The following is an 18,431-nucleotide window of genomic DNA, read 5'->3' on the forward strand; positions in this document are numbered from 1 at the left end:
TCATGAGTCAGGCACAACAGCCCTGCCAGCGGCCCGGCTGCGAGGGGGCGTACGAGGACGTCGGCGGCGGCGAGCTGTACTGCGACACGTGCGGTCTCGCCCCGGTCGTCTCCAGGACCGGCATGGTCGGCTCGCCGCCGACCGGGATCACCGCCGGCGGCCGGGGCTCCAGGGGCTCCACCGGCAGCGGCAGTTCCCGCTCCGGCAGCCGCGCCAGTACGCGTACGTCGTCGCAGTCGGCGAAGTCACGGCGCTCGGTGTCGGGCCGGCTCTCACGCTCGGTGTCCGGCCCGTCCACGGGCCGCTCGGTGTCGGTGCGCAGCTCCGGCTCCGGCACCGCGTCCTCCTCCCGGGGCCGGCTCGGCGCGGGACTGGTCGAGGTGCCGGGCGTGCCCCGGCCCGACCCGCGCGCGATGGTCCTGGACAACCCCGAGGTGCCCGAGCGCAAGCGGTTCTGCTCGCGTTCCGACTGCGGGGCGCCGGTGGGGCGCTCGCGCGGCGAGACGCCGGGGCGCACGGAGGGGTTCTGCACGAAGTGCGGCCACCCGTACTCCTTCGTCCCGAAGCTGAAGGCCGCCGACGTCGTGCACGGCCAGTACGAGGTCGCGGGCTGTCTGGCGCACGGCGGGCTCGGCTGGGTCTACCTCGCCGTGGACCGCGCTGTCTCCGACCGCTGGGTCGTCCTCAAGGGCCTGCTCGACACCGGCGACCAGGACGCGATGGAGGCCGCGATCTCCGAGCGGCGCTTCCTCGCGGAGATCGAGCACGCCAACATCGTGCGGATCTACAACTTCGTCGAACACCTCGACCAGCGGACGGGTTCGCTGGACGGGTACATCGTCATGGAGTACGTCGGCGGCAAGTCCCTCAAGGAGATCGCCAACGCCCGCCGCACGCCCCAGGGCAAGCGGGACCCGCTGCCGGTGGAGCAGGCGTGCGCGTACGGCATCGAGGCCCTCGAGGCCCTCGGGCACCTGCACAGCCGCAACCTGCTGTACTGCGACTTCAAGGTCGACAACGCGATCCAGACCGAGGACCAGCTCAAGCTGATCGACATGGGCGCGGTGCGCAGGATGGACGACGACGAGTCGGCCATCTACGGCACGGTGGGCTACCAGGCGCCCGAGGTCGCGGAGATCGGCCCGTCCGTGGCGTCCGACCTGTACACGGTCGCCCGCACCCTCGCCGTCCTCACCTTCGACTTCCAGGGCTACACGAACGTCTTCGTGGACTCCCTGCCCGACCCCGACAACATCGAGGTCTTCCGCCAGTACGAGTCCTTCTACCGGCTGCTGGTCCGCGCCACCGACCCGGATCCGGCCCGTAGGTTCGCCTCCGCGCAGGAGATGGCGGAGCAGCTGACGGGCGTCCTGCGCGAGGTCGTCTCGCTGCAGTCGGGGCGGGCCCGGCCTGCCCTGTCGACGCTGTTCGGGCCCGAAGTGCGGGTCACCGACGCGGAGTTGTTCCCGAAGCTGGACGGCGAGGTGTCGCGGTTGGGGGCACGGCCCGTGCCCACCCGGCGGCGGCGTTCCTCCGCCACCGCCCTGCTGCCCGCCGCCGCCCCTCCCCTCCCCTCCGGCAACGCGGCGGCCGTCGCTCCCGGCCTGGTCAAGCCGGCCGACGCCGCCGTCGGCGCGCTCGCCCTGCCGGTGCCGCACGTCGATCCGTCCGACCCCAACGCCGGGTTCCTCGCCGGTCTGATGACCACCGCGCCGGCCGAGCTGCTGGGGGCGGTCGCCGCCGCTCCGGCCCGGTCGACCGAGACCCGGCTGCGGCAGATCCGGGCCTGGCTGGAGAACGGCGACGCGCACACCGCGCACCAGGCCCTGCTGGAGCTGGAGACGGAGCGGCCCGACGACTGGCGGGTCGTCTGGTACCGGAGTGTCGCGGCGCTCGTCGCCCGCGACCACGAGGCCGCCGCGCTGGGTTTCGACGCGATCTACGACGCCTTCCCCGGCGAGATCGCCCCCAAGCTGGCCCTCGGCCTGTGCGCGGAGGTGCTCGGGCAGCTCGACAACGCCGCCGAGTACTACCGCCTCGTCTGGTCGACCGACCCCAGCTACGTGAGCGCCGCCTTCGGCCTGGCCCGCGTCCAGCTCGCCACCGGCGACCGGCAGGGTGCCGTCAGGACGCTGGAGTCGGTGCCGGAGTCGTCCATCCACTACACGGCCGCGCGCGTGGCGGCCGTACGGGCACGGCTGCGGCAGCGCACAGCGGTCGCATCCGACGTACTCTTCCTGGACGATCTGACGGCTGCGGCCGGACAGGTCGAGGCCCTGGAGGCGTACGGCCTGGATCCCGCGCGGCGTGAGCAGTTGTCCGCGGAGGTCTTCGGCAGTGCCCTGGACTGGATACTCTCCGGTGGCCAGGGTTCCGCCCCTCCCCCTGCCGCCGGGGGGCGGGTACTGCTCGGCAGTGGCCTGGACGAACGGGGTCTGCGCTTCGGCCTGGAGCGTTCGTACCGCACGCTGGCCCGGCTGGCGTCGGGCGGCGAGGAGAGGATCGACCTGGTGGAACGTGCCAACCGTTACCGCCCCCGGACATGGGTGTAGTTGATGTCGCAGATGCCCCAGCAGACCGCCCTGTCGAGGTGTCCGAGCTGCGAGGAGCCCCTCGAGTCGGGTGACCGCTTCTGCGGTGCGTGCGGATACGACCTGTCCGCCGTACCGGCGCCGCCGGGCGACCACCCGACCATCGCCATGAACGGTGCCACGCCGCCCCCGCCGGACGGCGCGCCCGCCGTGCCAGCGCGGCCGCCGCTCGCGGGCCCACCGCAGCCGCCCTTCGCCGGTTCCCCCGTGTCCCCCGCCTCGGGGGTACGGTTCGACCGGGCGCCGGAGCCCGACGAGTATCCGTTGCAGGCGCCGGACCCGCGCGTGACCGCCGATGTGTCCACCCCGCCCGAGGGCGTCAAGGTGTGCGTGGCGTGCCGGGCGGGCCGGGTCGACAGCGACGGGTACTGCGAGAACTGCGGGCATGCCCAGCCACGGGAGCGCGACCACATGGAACAGGACATCGGCCCGGTGGCCGCCGTGAGTGACCGCGGTCTGCGGCACCACCGCAACGAGGACGCGTTCGGCCTCGGCTGTGCCGCGCTGCCCGACGGCTCGGCCGCGGTCGTCGCGATCGTCTGCGACGGCGTGTCCTCGGCGACCCGCCCCGACGACGCCTCGCTGGCCGCGTCCCGCGCGGCGACCGAGACCCTGCTGGCCGCACTGCCCCACGGCACGCACCCGCAGCAGGCCATGCACGACGCGATCATCGCCGCCTCGCAGGCGGTCAACGCGCTGGCCGAGGAGCCCGCCACGGCCCGCGAGCACGCCCCGCACCAGAACGCCCCCGCCTGCACCCTCGTCGGCGCGGTGGTGACGTCCGGGCTGCTGGTCGTCGGCTGGATCGGCGACAGCCGCGCCTACTGGGTGCCGGTGGACCGCAGCGCCCCCCCGGCCCGGCTCACCGAGGACGACTCGTGGGCCGCGCAGATGGTCGCCGCGGGCCTGATGAACGAGGCGGAGGCGTACGCCGACGAGCGCGCCCACGCGATCACCGGCTGGCTCGGCGCGGACGCCTACGAACTGGAACCGCACACCGCTTCCTTCAAGCCGGACCGGCCTGGGGTGGTCCTGGTGTGCACCGACGGCCTGTGGAACTACGCGGAGGCCGCCGAGGAGATGGCCGAGGTCCTGCCGCTGGACGCCGCCGTGCGGCCCCTGCACAGCGCCCGCGTGCTGGTCGGCCACGCCCTGGACGGCGGGGGCCACGACAACGTAACAGTGGCCGTCGTGCCGTTCCCGGCCCCGCCGCAGGGGGCAGGATCGGCCTGAGGGCCGCAGACGGGGAAGTTTCGGGCGGGCCGGAGGGGACCGGTCCCGTCCACGTCATCGCCCCGCCTCGGCGGGATTCGAGGGGGATGAGAGTAGGCATGGCCAATTTCTCGAAGTCGAACGTGCCGCAGTTCTCGGTGGACGTGTACCAGAACGAGTACCTCCCGGAGGGTGCCCGCGAGGTCAACGCGATCGTCACGGTGACCGCGAGCGGCGGCGGCACGATCGGAAGCGCCGTCGGGGCGCCCCACCTGTACTCGCCCGGCGAGGGCCCGTCGGCGGCCGTGGCGATCATGGTCGACTGTTCGGGCTCGATGGACTACCCGCCGACCAAGATGCGCAACGCCCGGGACGCCACGGCCGCCGCCATCGACACCCTGCGCGACGGCGTGCACTTCGCGGTGATCGGCGGCACGCATGTGGCCAAGGAGGTCTATCCCGGCGCCGGTCGGCTCGCGGTCGCCGACGCCACCACCCGCGACCAGGCCAAACAGGCGCTGCGCAGGCTCAGCGCCGGCGGCGGTACGGCCATCGGCACCTGGCTGCGTCTCGCGGACCGGCTGCTGTCCTCCGAGGACGTCGTCATCCGCCACGGCATCCTGCTCACCGACGGCCGCAACGAACACGAGTCGCACGAGGACCTGAAGGCCTCCCTGGACGCCTGCGCCGGCCGCTTCACCTGTGACGCGCGCGGAGTGGGCACCGACTGGGAAGTGAAAGAAGTCACAGCGATCGCCTCCGCGCTGCTCGGCACCGCCGACATCGTCGCGGACCCGGCGGGCCTGGCCGCCGACTTCACGCGGATGATGGAGACGGCCATGGGCAAGGAGGTCGCGGACGTCGCCCTGCGTCTGTGGACGCCGGTGGGCACCACGGTGAAGTTCGTCAAGCAGGTCGCTCCCACCGTCGAGCAACTGACCGACCGCCGCACCGAGTCCGGCCCGCGCTCGGGGGACTACCCCACCGGTTCCTGGGGGGACGAGTCCCGTGACTACCACGTCTGTGTCGAGGTCCCGGCCGCGAACGTCGGTCAGGAGATGCTGGCCGCCCGCGTCTCGCTGGTCGTCCCGCAGCCCGACGGCGGCACCCAGCCACTGGTGGGCGCGCAGGGTCTCGTACGGGCCGTGTGGACCGACGACATGGTCGCGTCCACGTCGATCAACCCCCAGGTCGCCCACTACACCGGCCAGGCCGAACTGGCACAGGTCATCCAACAAGGCCTCGATCTTCGCAAATCGGGAGACTTCGACGGAGCAACGGCCAAACTGGGCAGGGCCGTTCAGCTCGCGAGTGCCTCCGGCAACGCCGATACTGCGAAACTGCTTGCGAAGGTGGTGGACGTCGTCGATGCCGCGACAGGTACTGTGCGACTGAAGACGAAGGTCGCGGAGGCCGACGAGATGACTCTCGAAACCCGGTCGACGAAGACCGTTCGTGTAAAGAAGTGACCCAGTACGGCCCAGTACGACCCTAGTAGGACACAGAAGGAGAGGGGGACGCGCCGACATGCCGACCTGCCCGAACGGACACCAGTCGGGTTCCGACGACTGGTGCGAGGTCTGCGGTCACCGCATGGCGGGTGCCGTGCCTCCGCCCCCTCCGCCGCCGCCCCCGGGCGGGGGCTACGGCTTCCCGCCGCCGCAGGGCCCGGGCACGCAGCCGGGTCCGCCCGGCGGCCGTGCGCCCGAGCCGGAGCTGTGCCCGCAGTGCCGCACGCCCCGTGAGGGCGGTGCGCCGTTCTGCGAGGAGTGCCGGTGGAACTTCCTGACCAACACCGCGACGTCGTACACCCCGGCCGCGCCCCAGGGGCCCGGAGGACCCGGCCCCAACCCGGCGGCGCGCTTCCAGCAGCCTCCGGGTCCGTCGTACGGCGGCGGTGACGCGTACGACTACCAGGGCTCACGCCCCTCGCAGGTGAACCGGCCGGCCGAACCGATCCCGCCGGGCCCGCAGTACGGCCACGGTCAGCCGGGCCCGGGCGGCCCCGGTCAGGGCCCCGGTCCCGGTCAGGGTCAAGGCCCCGGTGGTCCGGGCGGCTACGGCGGTCCTGGTGGCCCTGGCGGTCCCGGTGGTCCGGGTGGACAAGGCGGCTACGGCTATCCGCAGCACGGCGGACCCGGTGGTCAGGGCGGCCCCGGCGGTCCCGGGCCTTTCGGTGCCGACCCGTCGCGGCCGGTTCCACCGCCGCCCGGGCCGACCCAGCACGGCGGCCCCGGCGGACCCCAGGCTCCCCAGGCGTTCCAGCAGCCCGGTCAGCAGGGCCGTCCCGGTCCCGGCTACCCGCAGGACCCGAACCGGCAGCAGCAGGGCGGCCCGCCCTTCGGCGGCGGTGGCGACGACTGGGTACTCCCCCCGCCGGGCGGCCCCGGTCAGGGCGGTCCCGGTCAGGGCGGTCCCGGTCAGGGCGGCCCCGGTCAGGGCGGTCCCGGTGGTCCGGGTGGACAAGGCGGCTACGGCTATCCGCAGCCCGGCGCGACCCAGGCGCCGCCCGCTCCCGGCCCCGGCTACCCGCAGCAGCCGTCGTCCTGGACGGCGACCGTCGGCCCGGACCGCGACTACTTCATGGCGATGATGCAGCGCTCGGGTCCCGAGGCCGCGGGCCTCAACCTGCCCGCGTACTCGCCCGAGCAGCAGCGCGCCCTGACCGGCAACCAGATCACCATCGGCCGCCGCCGGCACTCCACCGGCGACACCCCCGACATCGACCTGGCGGTGCCGCCGGAGGACCCCGGTGTCTCGCACCAGCACGCGGTGCTGGTCCAGCAGCCGGACGGATCCTGGGCGGTCGTCGACCAGAACTCGACGAACGGCACGACGGTCAACGGCTCGGAAGAACCGATCCAGCCCTTCGTGCCGGTGCCGTTGCAGGACGGGGACCGGGTGCACGTCGGCGCGTGGACGACGATCACGATCCGGCGCGGATAGGTTCCTGCACGTTCTCAGGACCGGAGGGGCCATGCGTACGGCCCCTCCGGATCGTCCAGCCACGCCCACTCGCGATCACCGCTGACCGTGATGCCGTACCGCTCGCGGCGCGGCTGTCCCTCGCGCTCCCACAGCGCGTACGCCTCCTGCGGGTCGAGGCTGCCGCGGGTCAGGGCGAGCAGGAACCGGAACAGTTCGTGGTCCCTGGCCGGGCGCGGAACCCCGCCCAGCGGGGCCTGCTCCGGCTCGGGCCCACCGCCGCGCAGCGGCACGAAGTAGGCGGGCGTGTGCAGGAACCGCCCCTCCGCCTGCCCGGTGTCCGTCACCGTCAGCGCGACCAGGCCGGTCGCGAGCGGGGTGAGGATGCGGGCGCCGGGGCGGCACTGGGGGAGCCAGGCGGGCGGGATCGACGGCAGTGTGCAGGTCGCGATGATCCGATCGAAGGGGGCGCGTTCGGGCACCCCGCGCGCTCCGTCGCCGGTGACGACGACGGGGCGGTAGCCGGCGACGGCCAGGTGCTGCCGGGCCGCCTCGGTGATCTCCGGTTCCAGGTCGACGGTGGTGACCAGGTTGTCGTCGCCTAGGCGATGGGCGAGCAGGGCCGCGTTGTATCCCGTGCCCGCGCCGATCTCCAGGACCCGGTCGCCGTCCGCCACCCGCAGGTCGGCCAGCATCATCGCCATCAGCGAGGGCTGGCTGCTGGAGGAGACCAGTTCGCCGTCGCGCAAGCGGGTGGCCAGCGGGGTGTCGGTGTAGACGCCGCGCAGCCAGCGCTCGCGGGTGCGCGGGTCGGGGCTCTCGCCCCAGCGTCGCTCGTAGCCGCCCACGACGCCGACGTAGTAGTACGGCACGAACAGGTGCCGCGGCACCGCCTGGAACGCCTCTCTCCACACGGGGTCGGCGTCCCACGCCCCGCTCTCGTCGATCTCACGCACCAGCGCAGCTCGCGCGGCGGCGGCGAGGTCGTCCAGCTTCTTGTCCAGAGCGTGCGCTCCCATACGTCCACTGTGCACCCTCGGCCGGGGTGGACCTAAGCCTTGAGTCCTCGGTCCACCCGTCTGAGACCATGGACGACGTGACAGAGATTCGGCGCGGCACGCTTCAGGAGCAGACCTTCTACGAGCAGGTCGGCGGGGAGGAGACCTTCCGCCGCCTCGTCCACCGCTTCTACGAGGGAGTCGCCGAGGACCCGATCCTGCGGCCCATGTACCCCGAGGAGGACCTGGGCCCGGCCGAGGAGCGCCTGGTGCTGTTCCTGATGCAGTACTGGGGCGGCCCGACGACGTACAGCGACAACCGGGGCCATCCGCGGCTGCGGATGCGCCACGCCCCCTTCACCGTCGACCGGGCGGCGCACGACGCCTGGCTGAAGCACATGCGGGACGCCGTCGACGACCTCGGCCTGTCCGAGGAACACGAGCACACGCTGTGGAACTACCTGACGTACGCGGCGGCCTCGATGGTGAACACCGCCGACTGAACAAGGGCTACGGGGGCTACGGGGGCTACGGGGGCTACGGGGGCTACGGGGGCTACGACCACGATTGAGGCCCGGATTCCGGTCGTACGACCCCGGATTCCGGTCACGATCCGGTCAAGCCCGCCCCACAAGCGCTTACCCGCGGCCCGTTCCCTCTGACAGCATCGCCCGGAGATCGGGGTAACGGGGGAACGACGGAACACGGCGGGGGGCCGGGTGACGGGGTGGGGCGCGGCGGCGAGATTCGTGTCCCTGCGCGCCCGGGCGCACCGGCTGCTGCTCGCCGCCGCACTGCTGACCGTCCTGCTGACCACGGCCGTCCTGGCGACCCTGGCCGCCTACTCGGGCGCGATCGGCGACGCGGCCCTGCGCCATTCCTTACGGGACCCCCGCAACGCCGTCGACACCGCGTTGATCGTCAAGGCCGACGTGCCGGCCGGCCGGCGCACGGCCGCCGACGCCGCCGTACGGGACGCGGCCCGCAGGACCTTCGACGGGCTGCCGGTGACGGTACGGACCCTGCAGCGGTCGGGACCGTACGCCCTGCCCCGCTCCCTGCGGCCGCCCGCCGAACGGTCCGGGGACCCGGATCTGACCTTCTTCGCGTCCCTGGACCCCACGCAGGTACGGCTCGTGGCCGGACGGCTGCCCGCCCCGCGTGCCAGTGGAGTCGAGGTGGCCCTCCCCCAGGCCGCCGCCCGGCGCCTCGGCCTCGGACCCGGCGCCCGCCTCACCGTCGCCGACCGGCTCGACGGCCCGGACGTACGCGTCACGGTCACCGGTCTCTACCGGCCCGCCCGGACGGACGCGCCGTACTGGGAACTGGACGACCTCGGCGGACGCGGGACCAAGCAGGTGGACTTCACGACGTACGGTCCGCTGCTCGCCGAACCCGGCGTGCTGACCGAGGGGACGGTGAGCTCCGGGCCGTCGGCCTGGATGGCGTCGGCCGACTTCTCGACGCTGACGACCGGCCGGATCGACGCCCTGCGCGAGGCGGCCCGCGCCGAGAGCGCGGCGATGCGCGAGCAGCCGGTGCTCAGCGGCAGCACCGCCGCCTCCACCGGCCTGCCTGACGTCCTCGACCGCGTCGACCGCTCGCTGCTCGTGTCCCGCTCGACGCTCCTGATCGTCGCCCTCCAGCTGGTGCTGCTCGCGGCCTGCGCCCTGCTGCTGGTGGCCCGGCTGCTGAGCACCGAACGCGCGGGCGAGACCCGGTTGTTGCTGGCCCGCGGCGCCTCCCGCCGCCGCATCGCGGGGCTCACCGCCCTGGAGGCGCTGCTGCTGGCCGTCCCCGCGGTGCTCTGCGCGCCGCTGCTCGCCGGGCCGCTGACCCGGTTGCTGGCCGGACGGGGGCCGCTGGCCCGGATCGGGCTGCACCTGGACGTGCCGGCCGGCGGGCGCGCCGGGGTGTGGCTGGTGGCGGCGGGCGTGGCGCTGGGCTGCGCGCTCGCGGTGACGCTGCCCGCGCTGACCCCGTCCCTCGCCGTCGGGCGGGCGCGCGCCCTGCCCTCCGCTATCCGCTCGGGCGCCGACCTCGGGCTGCTGGCGGTGGCCGCGGTCGCGTACTGGCAGCTGAGCCGCCAGACCACCGGGGCCGTGACCGGCGACGGCACCGGCACGCTCGGCATCGACCCCCTGCTGGTGGCGGCGCCCGCGCTCGCGCTGCTGGCCGGGACGGTCATGACGCTGCGGCTGCTGCCTCCGGTGGCACGGCTCGCCGAACGCCGGGCGGCCGGCGGGCGCGGGCTGACAGCGGCGCTGGCGGGCTGGCAGATCGCCCGCCGCCCGATGCGCGGGGCGGGCCCGGTGCTGCTGCTGGTCCTCGCCGTCGCGCTGGGCATGCTGGCGATCGGGCAGGGCGCCTCCTGGAACCGCTCGCAGGACGACCAGGCCGACTTCCGCGCCGGCACGTCCGTGCGGATCCTCGCCGCCGGGGACGGCGGCCTCGGCCGCACCGACGAGTACGCGGCAGTCCCCCGCGTACGCCAGGCCGCCCCCGCCGTACGCACCGAGCTGTCGCTGTCCGGCAACCGGACCGCGACCGTGCTGGCGCTCGACACCGCGCACGCGAAGGACGCCCTGCTGCTGCGCCCCGACCTGGCGTCCGAGCCGGTGCGGCCGCTGCTGGCCGGGCTGGGCCCGAAGGGCACGTCGGCGGGCGCGAAGGTGCCCGCGGGCACCGACCGGCTGCGGCTGACCGCGGCCCTGCGCAGCTCGGCCGGCCCGGGCACGACGGCCGACGTCACCGTCACCCTCCAGGACCGCTACGGCACGCCGTACCAGCTCCCGGCGGGCGAACTCCCCTCCGACGGCCGCCGGCACACCCTCGACCTGGACGTCCCTTCCGGTCCGCTCACGCTCACCGGCGTGGAACTGGTCATGCCCCAGCCGGTCGACCGCGCCGAGCGGCACCGCTTCGCGCTGGACGAGGTGACCGCCGTCGACCCCGAGGGGGCGGTACGGCGGCTGCCGCTGCCCACCGCCTGGACGGCCGGGGCGCTCAGCGACGTGGAGGCGGCCGGTCCGGACGAGCGCACGAAGCCGACCGAACCGCGCCTGAGCACGCCGTCGGGACGACCGACGGTCGCCTACGGCACCGGATACGTGCCCCGCGAATACACCTGGGTCCTCTCGTCGGTGACGCTCCGCCTCCGGGTCGCACAGCCCCCGCCGCCCGCCGTCACGGCCGTCGCGACCGACCGCTTCCTCGCCTCCGCGGGCGCCCGCACCGGGCAGCGCGTGGACCTGGCGTTCGGCGGCGGGACCGTACCGGTGCGGATCGTGCGCGCGGTGCGGGCGCTGCCGACCACCGAGGGGTCGGCCGGCGGGGCGCTGCTGGTCGATCTCCGCTCGGTGAACCGGGTGCTGGAGGCGCGGTACGCGCAGAGCGTCACGCCCACCGAGTGGTGGCTGCGGACCGCGCCGGGCGAGGCCGGTGAGGTCGCGGCGGCGCTGCGGGCGCGGCCCGACACGGACCCGGCGCAGGTGGTGGTGCGGGACGAGATCGCCGAGCGGTTGCGCGACGACCCGTTCGGCGCGGGTCCCGAGGCGGCGTTCGCCGCGGCGGCCGGAGTGGCGGCGGCACTGGCCGCGGTCGGGTTCGCGGTGAGCGCGACGGGTTCCCTGCGGGAGCGGGGCGCCGAGTTCGCCGTACTGCGCGCGCTGGGCGCCCCACGCCGGAGGCTGGCCCGCGCGGTCGCCGTCGAGCAGGGGGTGCTGGTGGCGCTGGCACTGCTGGTGGGCACGGCCCTGGGCACCGTTCTGACCCGGGCCGTGGTCCCCCTGATCGTGCTGACCTCCGAGGCCGCCCGGCCGGTGCCCGAGGTGCTCGTGGAACTGCCGGTCACCGGGGTCGCCGTACTGCTGACCGCGGTGGCGCTGCCTCCGGCCCTGGTCACGGCGGTGCTGGCGCTGCGGCGGGCGAATCCGGTCACGTCGTTGCGGGAACAGGGGGGTGAGTGACGTGAGGTCGACGATGACGCCCTGGGTGCGCACCAGGTTGCGGACCGCCCCCGGCGCCGCCTGGGCGCTCGCGCTGCTGGTGGCGCTGACCGCGGCTCTGGCCGCCGCGTTCCCCCGGGCCGTCGACCGGTACGCGGACGCCGGCCTGCACCGGGCCGTCGAGCAGGCCGGGCCCGAGCGGAGCGGCGTGCAGGTCGCCGCCCCGCCCCCCGACCTGCTGCTGCCGCAGACGCAGCGGGAGGACGCCCTGCGCCCCGACACCCTGGCCCGGCAGTACGGCGAGATCCGCGCCCTCGTCCCCGCGCCGCTCACCGTCGATCGCGGCCGGTCGACGTACGGCGTGCGGACGAAGACGGACCTGGTGACCTCGGACCCCTGGCTGCCGAGGCCGACCGGGCTGCCCGCACAGGTGTCCCTCGTCGCCCAGGCCGGCCTCGCCGACCACGCGGACCTGCGGACCGGACGCCTCCCGCGCGCGGTCGGCCGGGTGACCGCCGCGACGGCCGAGGTGGAGGCCGCGGTCACCGTCGAGACCGCCAGGAGCCTGCGCATCAGGGCCGGTTCGGTGATCCACGTGCCCGGGGTGGAACGCGATCCCCTCGCCGTCCGCGTCACCGCGATCGTCGCCCCGCGCGACCCGGCCGGCAGCTACTGGTCGGCCCAGCCCCTCCTGCGCACCCCCACCCTCGTCCGCCTGCCCGGCCCGTCCTCGGACGCGGACACCTACTGGCTCGGCGCCCTCCTGCTCGCCCCCGAGGCGGCCCCCGCGATCCTCGGCACCCCCGGAAACCCCTGGCGTTACTGGCAGTTGACCCCCGCCGCCGACGCCCTGCACGCGTACGACGTGGACCGGCTGCGGCCCGCGGTCGCCTCTCTGGAGTCCGGCCCGGCACTGCAGAAGGTGCGCACGGCGATCGGCGACCTCGCGGACGAGTACACGTCCGGCGTCACCGAGGTGAGCACCGACCTCGACGACGTGCTCGCCTCCTACGCCCGGCTGCGCGAGGGCGTCGACCCACTCGTCGCCGTCGCCGCGTTCGGCACCGGCACGGTCGCCACCGTCGTCCTGCTGATGGCCGGCGGCCTCGCCGCCGACCGCCGCCGCACCGAACTCGCCCTCCTGCGCGCCCGCGGCGCCTCCCTGCGGGGCGTGACCGGGCGACTGCTCGCCGAGACCACGGTGACCGCCCTCCCCGCGGGCGCCCTCGGCCTCACGGCCACGCTGCTGGCGCTCCCCGCGCCCCGCTCGCTGTCCGCCGTCCTGGCAGCGGCGGCGGTCACGGCCGTCGCCTGCGCCGCCCTGCCCCTGCGCGCCGCCGCCGCACACCGGACGGTACGGGTGCACGGCGGCCGCGAGGACGTGACGTCCGTACGCCCGTCCCGACGCCGTACGGTCGCGGAACTCACGCTGGTGGTCCTCGCGGCCGGCGCGGTCGAGAGCCTGCGCCGACGCGGCACGTCGGGTTCCGCCGGAGACCAGCTCGTATCGCTGGCCCCGGTGCTGATCAGCGTGATCGCGGCGCTGGTCCTGGTCCGGCTCTACCCGCTCCCCCTGCGGGCGCTGGCCCGCCCGGCCGGCCGGCTGCGGGGCGCGGTGGGCCACCTCTCGCTGGCCCGCGCCGGGCGCACCTCCGTCTCCGCGGCGCTGCCCCTCCTCGCCCTGCTCACCGCGCTGACCAGCGCGGCCTTCGGCGGCTCCGTCCTCGCCGGGGTGCGCGAGGCCCGCGACCACGCGGCCCTGCTCGCCGTCGGCGCCGACGCCCGCATCGAGACGACGGGCCCGCTCCCGGCCCTCCTGCCCGACCGGCTCCGCCGCGTGCCGGGCGTGGACGGCCTGGCGGAGGCAGGCATCACGTACCAGGCGAAGCCGGACGACGGTCGGGTGACGGTACCGGTGGTGGGAGTGGACCCCGGTGACTACGCGTCACTTGCGGGACGGACGGGGACCTGGTCGTTCGAGGAGGGGGAGTTGACCGCCGGGGGCGAGGGCGGGGGCGGGGAGTCGGCACCGGCTACCGCCGACAACGGAACGGCCGCGGCGGCTGCCACCCGCGACGCGAAGACGGCACCGGCTGCCACCGGCAATGCCGCACCCCTGCCCGCGCTGGCCTCCCCCGCCACCGCCGCCATGTACGGCACGCGCCCCTTCCCGGTCCGTCTGGAGGACGGCAGCACGGTCACCGTCCGGATCGCCCTCGTCCGGGACGGTACCCCGGCGGTCTCCGGTGCCCACTTCCTGGTCGTCGACCGCGCCGGACTCAGCGGCGCGGCCGCCCGACCGACGGCCCTGCTGCTGACCGGCGACCACCTGGACGCCGGGGCGCTGCGCCGGGCGGCGGGCGAGTCGACGACCGTCCGGCTACGGTCCGAGGAACGCGCCCGGTTCGTCGACTCCCCCCTCCAGTCCGGCGCCGAACGCGTCTACACCGCCGCGGTGGCGGCCGGCGCCGGCTACGCCGTCCTGGCCCTCCTCCTCGCCCTGCTGCGCTCCGCCCCCGAACGCACCGCCCTGCTGGCCCGCCTCCGCACCATGGGCCTCACCCGCGCCCAGGGCCGACGCCTCCTCGTCCTGGAGTCCCTCCCCCAGGCCGTACTGGCGGCCGTCGGCGGCACTCTCACCGGCTGGGCCGCCATCCGCCTCCTCTCCCCGGGCATCGACCTGACGACCATCGCCCTCGCCTCGGCACCGTCCTCTCCGGGCAAGGCCGAACTCCACACGGACGCCCTGTCGTTGACAGTGCCGGCGCTTTCGGTGCTGCTGCTGGCGGTGGGTGTGGCGGTGGGGCAGGCATGGTGGTCGGGGCGGCGCGGGTCGGTGCGGGAGCTGAGGGCGGGGGACGCCCGTTGACCACATACCTGCTGCTCCGGCTGCGGGCAGTCGTGCTGCTAGGAGACCCGGGATGACGACGAACCCCACCCTCACCGACCTGACCCATCGCGCCGCACAGGACCGCGACCGCCCCGCCTACGGCCACGACGCCCTCATCACCTGCGACCGCCTCGTCCGCATCTTCACCACGGACGGCGTCGAGGTCCAAGCCCTCCAGGGCCTCGACCTCCTGGTGCGGAAGGGCGAGCTCATGGCCTTGGTGGGCGCGTCCGGCAGCGGCAAGTCCACCCTCATGAACATCCTCGCCGGCCTGGACACCCCCACCGCCGGCGCCGCCCGCGTGGCCGGCCGAGACCTCCTCACGATGACCGCGAAGGACCGCCTCTCCTACCGCAGGGAAGTTGTGGGCTTCGTCTGGCAGCAGACCTCCCGCAACCTCCTCCCCTACCTGACCGCCGCCCAGAACGCCGCCCTCCCGATGCAACTGGCCGGACGCACCCGCACCCCCAGGTCCCGCCGCGCCCAGACCGAACGCGTCCTGGAACTCCTCGACCTGCTCGAGATCGCGGACTGCCGCGACCGCCGCCCGCACCAGATGTCCGGCGGCCAGCAACAACGCGCCGCCATCGCCGTAGCCCTCGCCAACAACCCGGCGATCCTGCTCGCCGACGAGCCCACCGGCGAACTCGACTCCCACACCGCGGAACAGGTCTTCGCCGCCTTCCGCACCGCCAACGATCAGCTCGGCACCACCATCGTGATCGTCACCCACGACCAGGCGGTCGCCGGCGAGGTCCGCCGCACGGTCGCCATCCGAGACGGCCGTACCTCCACCGAGGTCCTGCGCCGCAGCGAGGTCGACGCGGCGACCGGCCACGAGACGGTGGTCGCCCGCGAATACGCCATGCTCGACCGCGCCGGCCGCCTCCAGCTCCCCGCCGACTACACCCGTGCCCTCGGCATGCGTGACCGCGTGGCCCTGGAACTGGAGGCGGACCACATCGGCGTATGGCCGGACGACAGCGAGCGCGACTGAGCACGACCGGTCACGCGCCGTAACCAAACGGAAGCGCGGTAGGGGGCAACGGAGCCGCCGGCGCCCGCGGCGGTTCAGCGGACGCTGACGTCCAGTGCCCCGAGCCCCGCCCTGCGTACGGCGATCGACCCGTACGGCGTGCGCAGCCTGAGCCATGCGCCCGACGAGAACAGCCCCAGCGGCGCCTCGGCGGGCGCACGCGTGTCCGCTGCGGGCACGGCCGGGCGCAGGAACCCCAGCGACTGGGCCGCGTGCACGGCCCGTACCGGCAGCCCGGTGTCCCCGACGGTCCGGGACCAGATCTCCCGCCCGATCCGGTCGAGTTCGGCCCTCGTACGCGCCTCAGGTCCCAACTCCTGCGTACGGGACCGGAATTCGGCGATCACGGCGGCGACCAGCGCCCGCAGGGCGTCCGGCTCCGGCAGCCCGGCCTGGGCCCGCCACCCGCCGCGCGGCGGCAGCACCCCGGCCCACGGCGGCCCGGTCACCGCCCCCGGAACGCCCACGGTGACCGCGGCCTCGTCGACGGACTCCAGGAACTCGCCCGCGGACACGGTCACGTCCAGCGTGACGGCGAGCCCGTCCTCGTACGGCTTGGCGAGCCGCACCGTACGGATCGCCAGTACGTCGAAGGACGGCGGCCGTCCGAAGACGGCGAGCGCGGTGCCGGCCGCCTGGAGGCGCACCGCTGCTCCACGGTCGTAGTGGAGCAGCCGGGAGAGGAAGGCCGCGAGGTCCGCCGCCTCCCCCTCGTCGGCGAGGTGGAGCACCGTCATGCGGCGACGGCCTCCTCCTCGGCGGAGTCGTCACCCCGGTCGTCGCGGTACTCCTCCAGGAACTCGCGTTCCTGAGCGGTGAGCCGGCGCGGCCGCTGCGCCTCGAAGTCGAACGGCACGATCACCGTCGAGGCCTGGACGTAGACCTGGTCCGGGTCCTTGACCTCGTACACGATCGTGAAGGACGCCGCCCTTATCTCCGTGATCCACAGCTCGATGTCCACCGGCGTGTGCCGGTGGACCAGCTGCCGCTTGTAGTCGATCTCGTGGCGCGCCACCACGGACCCCTGCTTGAAGTCCTTCTCCGGGCGGAACAGGAAGTCGATACGGGCTTCCTCCAGGTAGCGGAGGAAGACCACGTTGTTGACGTGGCCGTACGCGTCCATGTCCGCCCAGCGCAGCGGGCAGCGGTAGATGTGCCGCAAGATCAGCCCCGGGTCAGCTTCTTGTAGGTGGCGCGGTGCGGGCGCGCGGCGTCCGCGCCCAGCCGCTCGATCTTGTTCTTCTCGTACGACTCGAAGTTGCCCTCGAACCAGAACCACTTGGAGTCACCCTCGTAGGCGAGGATGTGCGTGGCCACCCGGTCCAGGAACCACCGGTCGTGGGAGACGACCACGGCCGCGCCCGGGAACTCGAGCAGTGCGTTCTCGAGGGAGCCCAGGGTCTCGACGTCGAGGTCGTTCGTCGGTTCGTCGAGGAGCAGCAGGTTGCCGCCCTGCTTGAGGGTGAGCGCGAGGTTGAGGCGGTTGCGCTCACCACCGGAGAGGACACCGGCCGGCTTCTGCTGGTCCGGACCCTTGAAGCCGAACGCGGAGACGTAGGCCCTCGACGGCATCTCGACCTGGCCGACGTTGATGTAGTCGAGCTCGTCCGAGACCACGGCCCACAGCGACTTCTTCGGGTCGATGTTCTCGCGGCCCTGGTCGACGTAGGCGATCTTGACGGTGTCGCCGACCTTGATCGTGCCGGAGTCCGGGGTCTCGAAGCCCTGGATCATCTTGAAGAGGGTGGTCTTGCCGGCGCCGTTCGGACCGATGACACCGACGATCCCGTTACGCGGCAGCGTGAAGGAGAGATCGTCGATGAGGACCTTGTCGCCGAAGGCCTTGCTGAGGTTGTTGACCTCGACGACCACACTGCCCAGACGCGGGCCCGGCGGGATCTGGATCTCCTCGAAGTCCAGCTTCCGCATCTTGTCCGCCTCGGCGGCCATCTCCTCGTAGCGGGACAGACGCGCCTTGGACTTGGCCTGACGCCCCTTGGCGTTGGACCGCACCCACTCGAGCTCTTCCTTGAGCCGCTTCGCCCGCTTGACGTCCTTCTGGCCCTCGACCTTGAGGCGGGAGGCCTTCTTGTCGAGGTACGTGGAGTAGTTGCCCTCGTACGGGTGGGCGCGGCCGCGGTCCAGCTCGAGGATCCACTCGGCGACGTTGTCGAGGAAGTACCTGTCGTGGGTCACGGCGACGACGGTGCCCGCGTACTTCGCGAGGTGCTGCTCCAGCCACTGCACGGACTCGGCGTCCAGGTGGTTGGTGGGCTCGTCGAGCAGCAGGAGGTCGGGAGCTTCGAGCAGCAGCTTGCACAGCGCCACGCGTCGACGCTCACCACCGGAGAGGTTGGTGACGGGCCAGTCGCCGGGCGGGCAGCCCAGGGCGTCCATGGCCTGCTCCAGCTGTGTGTCCAGGTCCCACGCGTTGGCGTGGTCCAGGTCGTCCTGGAGCTTGCCCATCTCCTCCATGAGCGCGTCCGAGTAGTCGGTCGCCATGAGCTCGGCGACCTCGTTGAAGCGCTTGAGCTTGCCCATGATCTCGGCGGCGCCGTCCTGCACGTTCTCCAGGACCGTCTTGGACTCGTCGAGCGGCGGCTCCTGGAGGAGCATGCCGACGGAGTAGCCGGGCGACAGGAAGGCGTCACCGTTGGACGGCTGCTCAAGCCCGGCCATGATCTTGAGAACGGTGGACTTACCGGCACCGTTAGGACCGACCACACCGATCTTCGCGCCGGGCAGGAAGCTCAGCGTCACGTCGTCAAGGATCACCTTGTCGCCGTGCGCCTTACGCGTCTTGCGCATGGTGTAGATGTACTCAGCCAAGAG

12 protein-coding genes are annotated in these 18,431 nt (G+C 73.8%); 8 read left to right on the top strand and 4 right to left on the bottom strand.

Annotated features, from left to right (window positions below):
• Positions 1 to 2: 2 nt before the first annotated feature.
• The 4 genes from ACZ5XS_RS05520 to ACZ5XS_RS05535 all read left to right on the top strand — a co-directional run bounded on the left by ACZ5XS_RS05520 (position 3) and on the right by ACZ5XS_RS05535 (position 6,749).
• Positions 3 to 2,552 (top strand): serine/threonine-protein kinase, encoded by a 2,550-nt coding sequence (locus tag ACZ5XS_RS05520; RefSeq protein WP_468648030.1) that lies wholly within the window; start codon positions 3 to 5, stop codon positions 2,550 to 2,552.
• Positions 2,553 to 3,824, top strand: coding sequence for a PP2C family serine/threonine-protein phosphatase (locus ACZ5XS_RS05525; RefSeq protein WP_468648031.1), 1,272 nt, complete (start codon positions 2,553 to 2,555; stop codon positions 3,822 to 3,824). It abuts the gene before it with no gap.
• 98 nt (positions 3,825 to 3,922) lie between these two features.
• Positions 3,923 to 5,272 carry a vWA domain-containing protein gene (locus tag ACZ5XS_RS05530; RefSeq protein ID WP_468648033.1) on the top strand — a complete coding sequence of 450 codons (1,350 nt, stop codon included), beginning with the start codon at positions 3,923 to 3,925 and terminating at the stop codon, positions 5,270 to 5,272.
• 58 nt (positions 5,273 to 5,330) lie between these two features.
• Positions 5,331 to 6,749, top strand: a complete 1,419-nt coding sequence (locus ACZ5XS_RS05535; RefSeq protein ID WP_468648035.1) for an FHA domain-containing protein — start codon at positions 5,331 to 5,333, stop codon at positions 6,747 to 6,749.
• A gap of 14 nt (positions 6,750 to 6,763) precedes the next feature.
• Here the strand turns inward: ACZ5XS_RS05535 and ACZ5XS_RS05540 are convergent, their stop codons facing one another.
• Positions 6,764 to 7,747, bottom strand: coding sequence for a methyltransferase domain-containing protein (locus ACZ5XS_RS05540; RefSeq protein ID WP_468648037.1), 984 nt, complete (start codon positions 7,745 to 7,747; stop codon positions 6,764 to 6,766).
• A 68-nt stretch (positions 7,748 to 7,815) separates the two neighbouring features.
• Between ACZ5XS_RS05540 and ACZ5XS_RS05545 the strand changes: the two genes are divergently transcribed.
• From ACZ5XS_RS05545 to ACZ5XS_RS05560, 4 genes are all read left to right on the top strand, one after another.
• On the top strand, positions 7,816 to 8,229 hold the full coding sequence (locus ACZ5XS_RS05545; RefSeq protein ID WP_468648039.1) for a globin: 414 nt from the start codon (positions 7,816 to 7,818) through the stop codon (positions 8,227 to 8,229).
• A gap of 216 nt (positions 8,230 to 8,445) precedes the next feature.
• Positions 8,446 to 11,694 (top strand): FtsX-like permease family protein, encoded by a 3,249-nt coding sequence (locus tag ACZ5XS_RS05550; protein ID WP_468648040.1) that lies wholly within the window; start codon positions 8,446 to 8,448, stop codon positions 11,692 to 11,694.
• A gap of 13 nt (positions 11,695 to 11,707) precedes the next feature.
• A complete protein-coding gene (locus tag ACZ5XS_RS05555) occupies positions 11,708 to 14,542 on the top strand; it encodes an FtsX-like permease family protein (protein WP_468648587.1) in 2,835 nt (944 codons plus the stop codon).
• A 52-nt stretch (positions 14,543 to 14,594) separates the two neighbouring features.
• On the top strand, positions 14,595 to 15,560 hold the full coding sequence (locus ACZ5XS_RS05560; protein ID WP_468648042.1) for an ABC transporter ATP-binding protein: 966 nt from the start codon (positions 14,595 to 14,597) through the stop codon (positions 15,558 to 15,560).
• Between the two features lie 74 nt (positions 15,561 to 15,634).
• On the opposite strand, the gene ACZ5XS_RS05565 is transcribed toward ACZ5XS_RS05560, so the two are convergent.
• Genes ACZ5XS_RS05565 through ettA form a run of 3 tightly spaced genes read right to left on the bottom strand, consistent with a single transcriptional unit; the run spans position 15,635 to position 18,428 of the window.
• The gene (locus ACZ5XS_RS05565; protein WP_468648044.1) at positions 15,635 to 16,336 is read right to left on the bottom strand and encodes a DUF8185 domain-containing protein; all 702 of its coding nucleotides are present in this window, start codon (positions 16,334 to 16,336) and stop codon (positions 15,635 to 15,637) included.
• Positions 16,333 to 16,761 carry an acyl-CoA thioesterase gene (locus ACZ5XS_RS05570; protein ID WP_468648046.1) on the bottom strand — a complete coding sequence of 143 codons (429 nt, stop codon included), beginning with the start codon at positions 16,759 to 16,761 and terminating at the stop codon, positions 16,333 to 16,335. The genes ACZ5XS_RS05565 and ACZ5XS_RS05570 overlap by 4 nt, the downstream gene beginning before the upstream one ends.
• Positions 16,762 to 16,763: 2 nt before the next feature.
• Positions 16,764 to 18,428, bottom strand: coding sequence for an energy-dependent translational throttle protein EttA (gene ettA, locus ACZ5XS_RS05575; RefSeq protein WP_468648048.1), 1,665 nt, complete (start codon positions 18,426 to 18,428; stop codon positions 16,764 to 16,766).
• Positions 18,429 to 18,431: the final 3 nt, after the last annotated feature.

This window comes from Streptomyces sp. NPDC033131 (assembly GCF_055578365.1).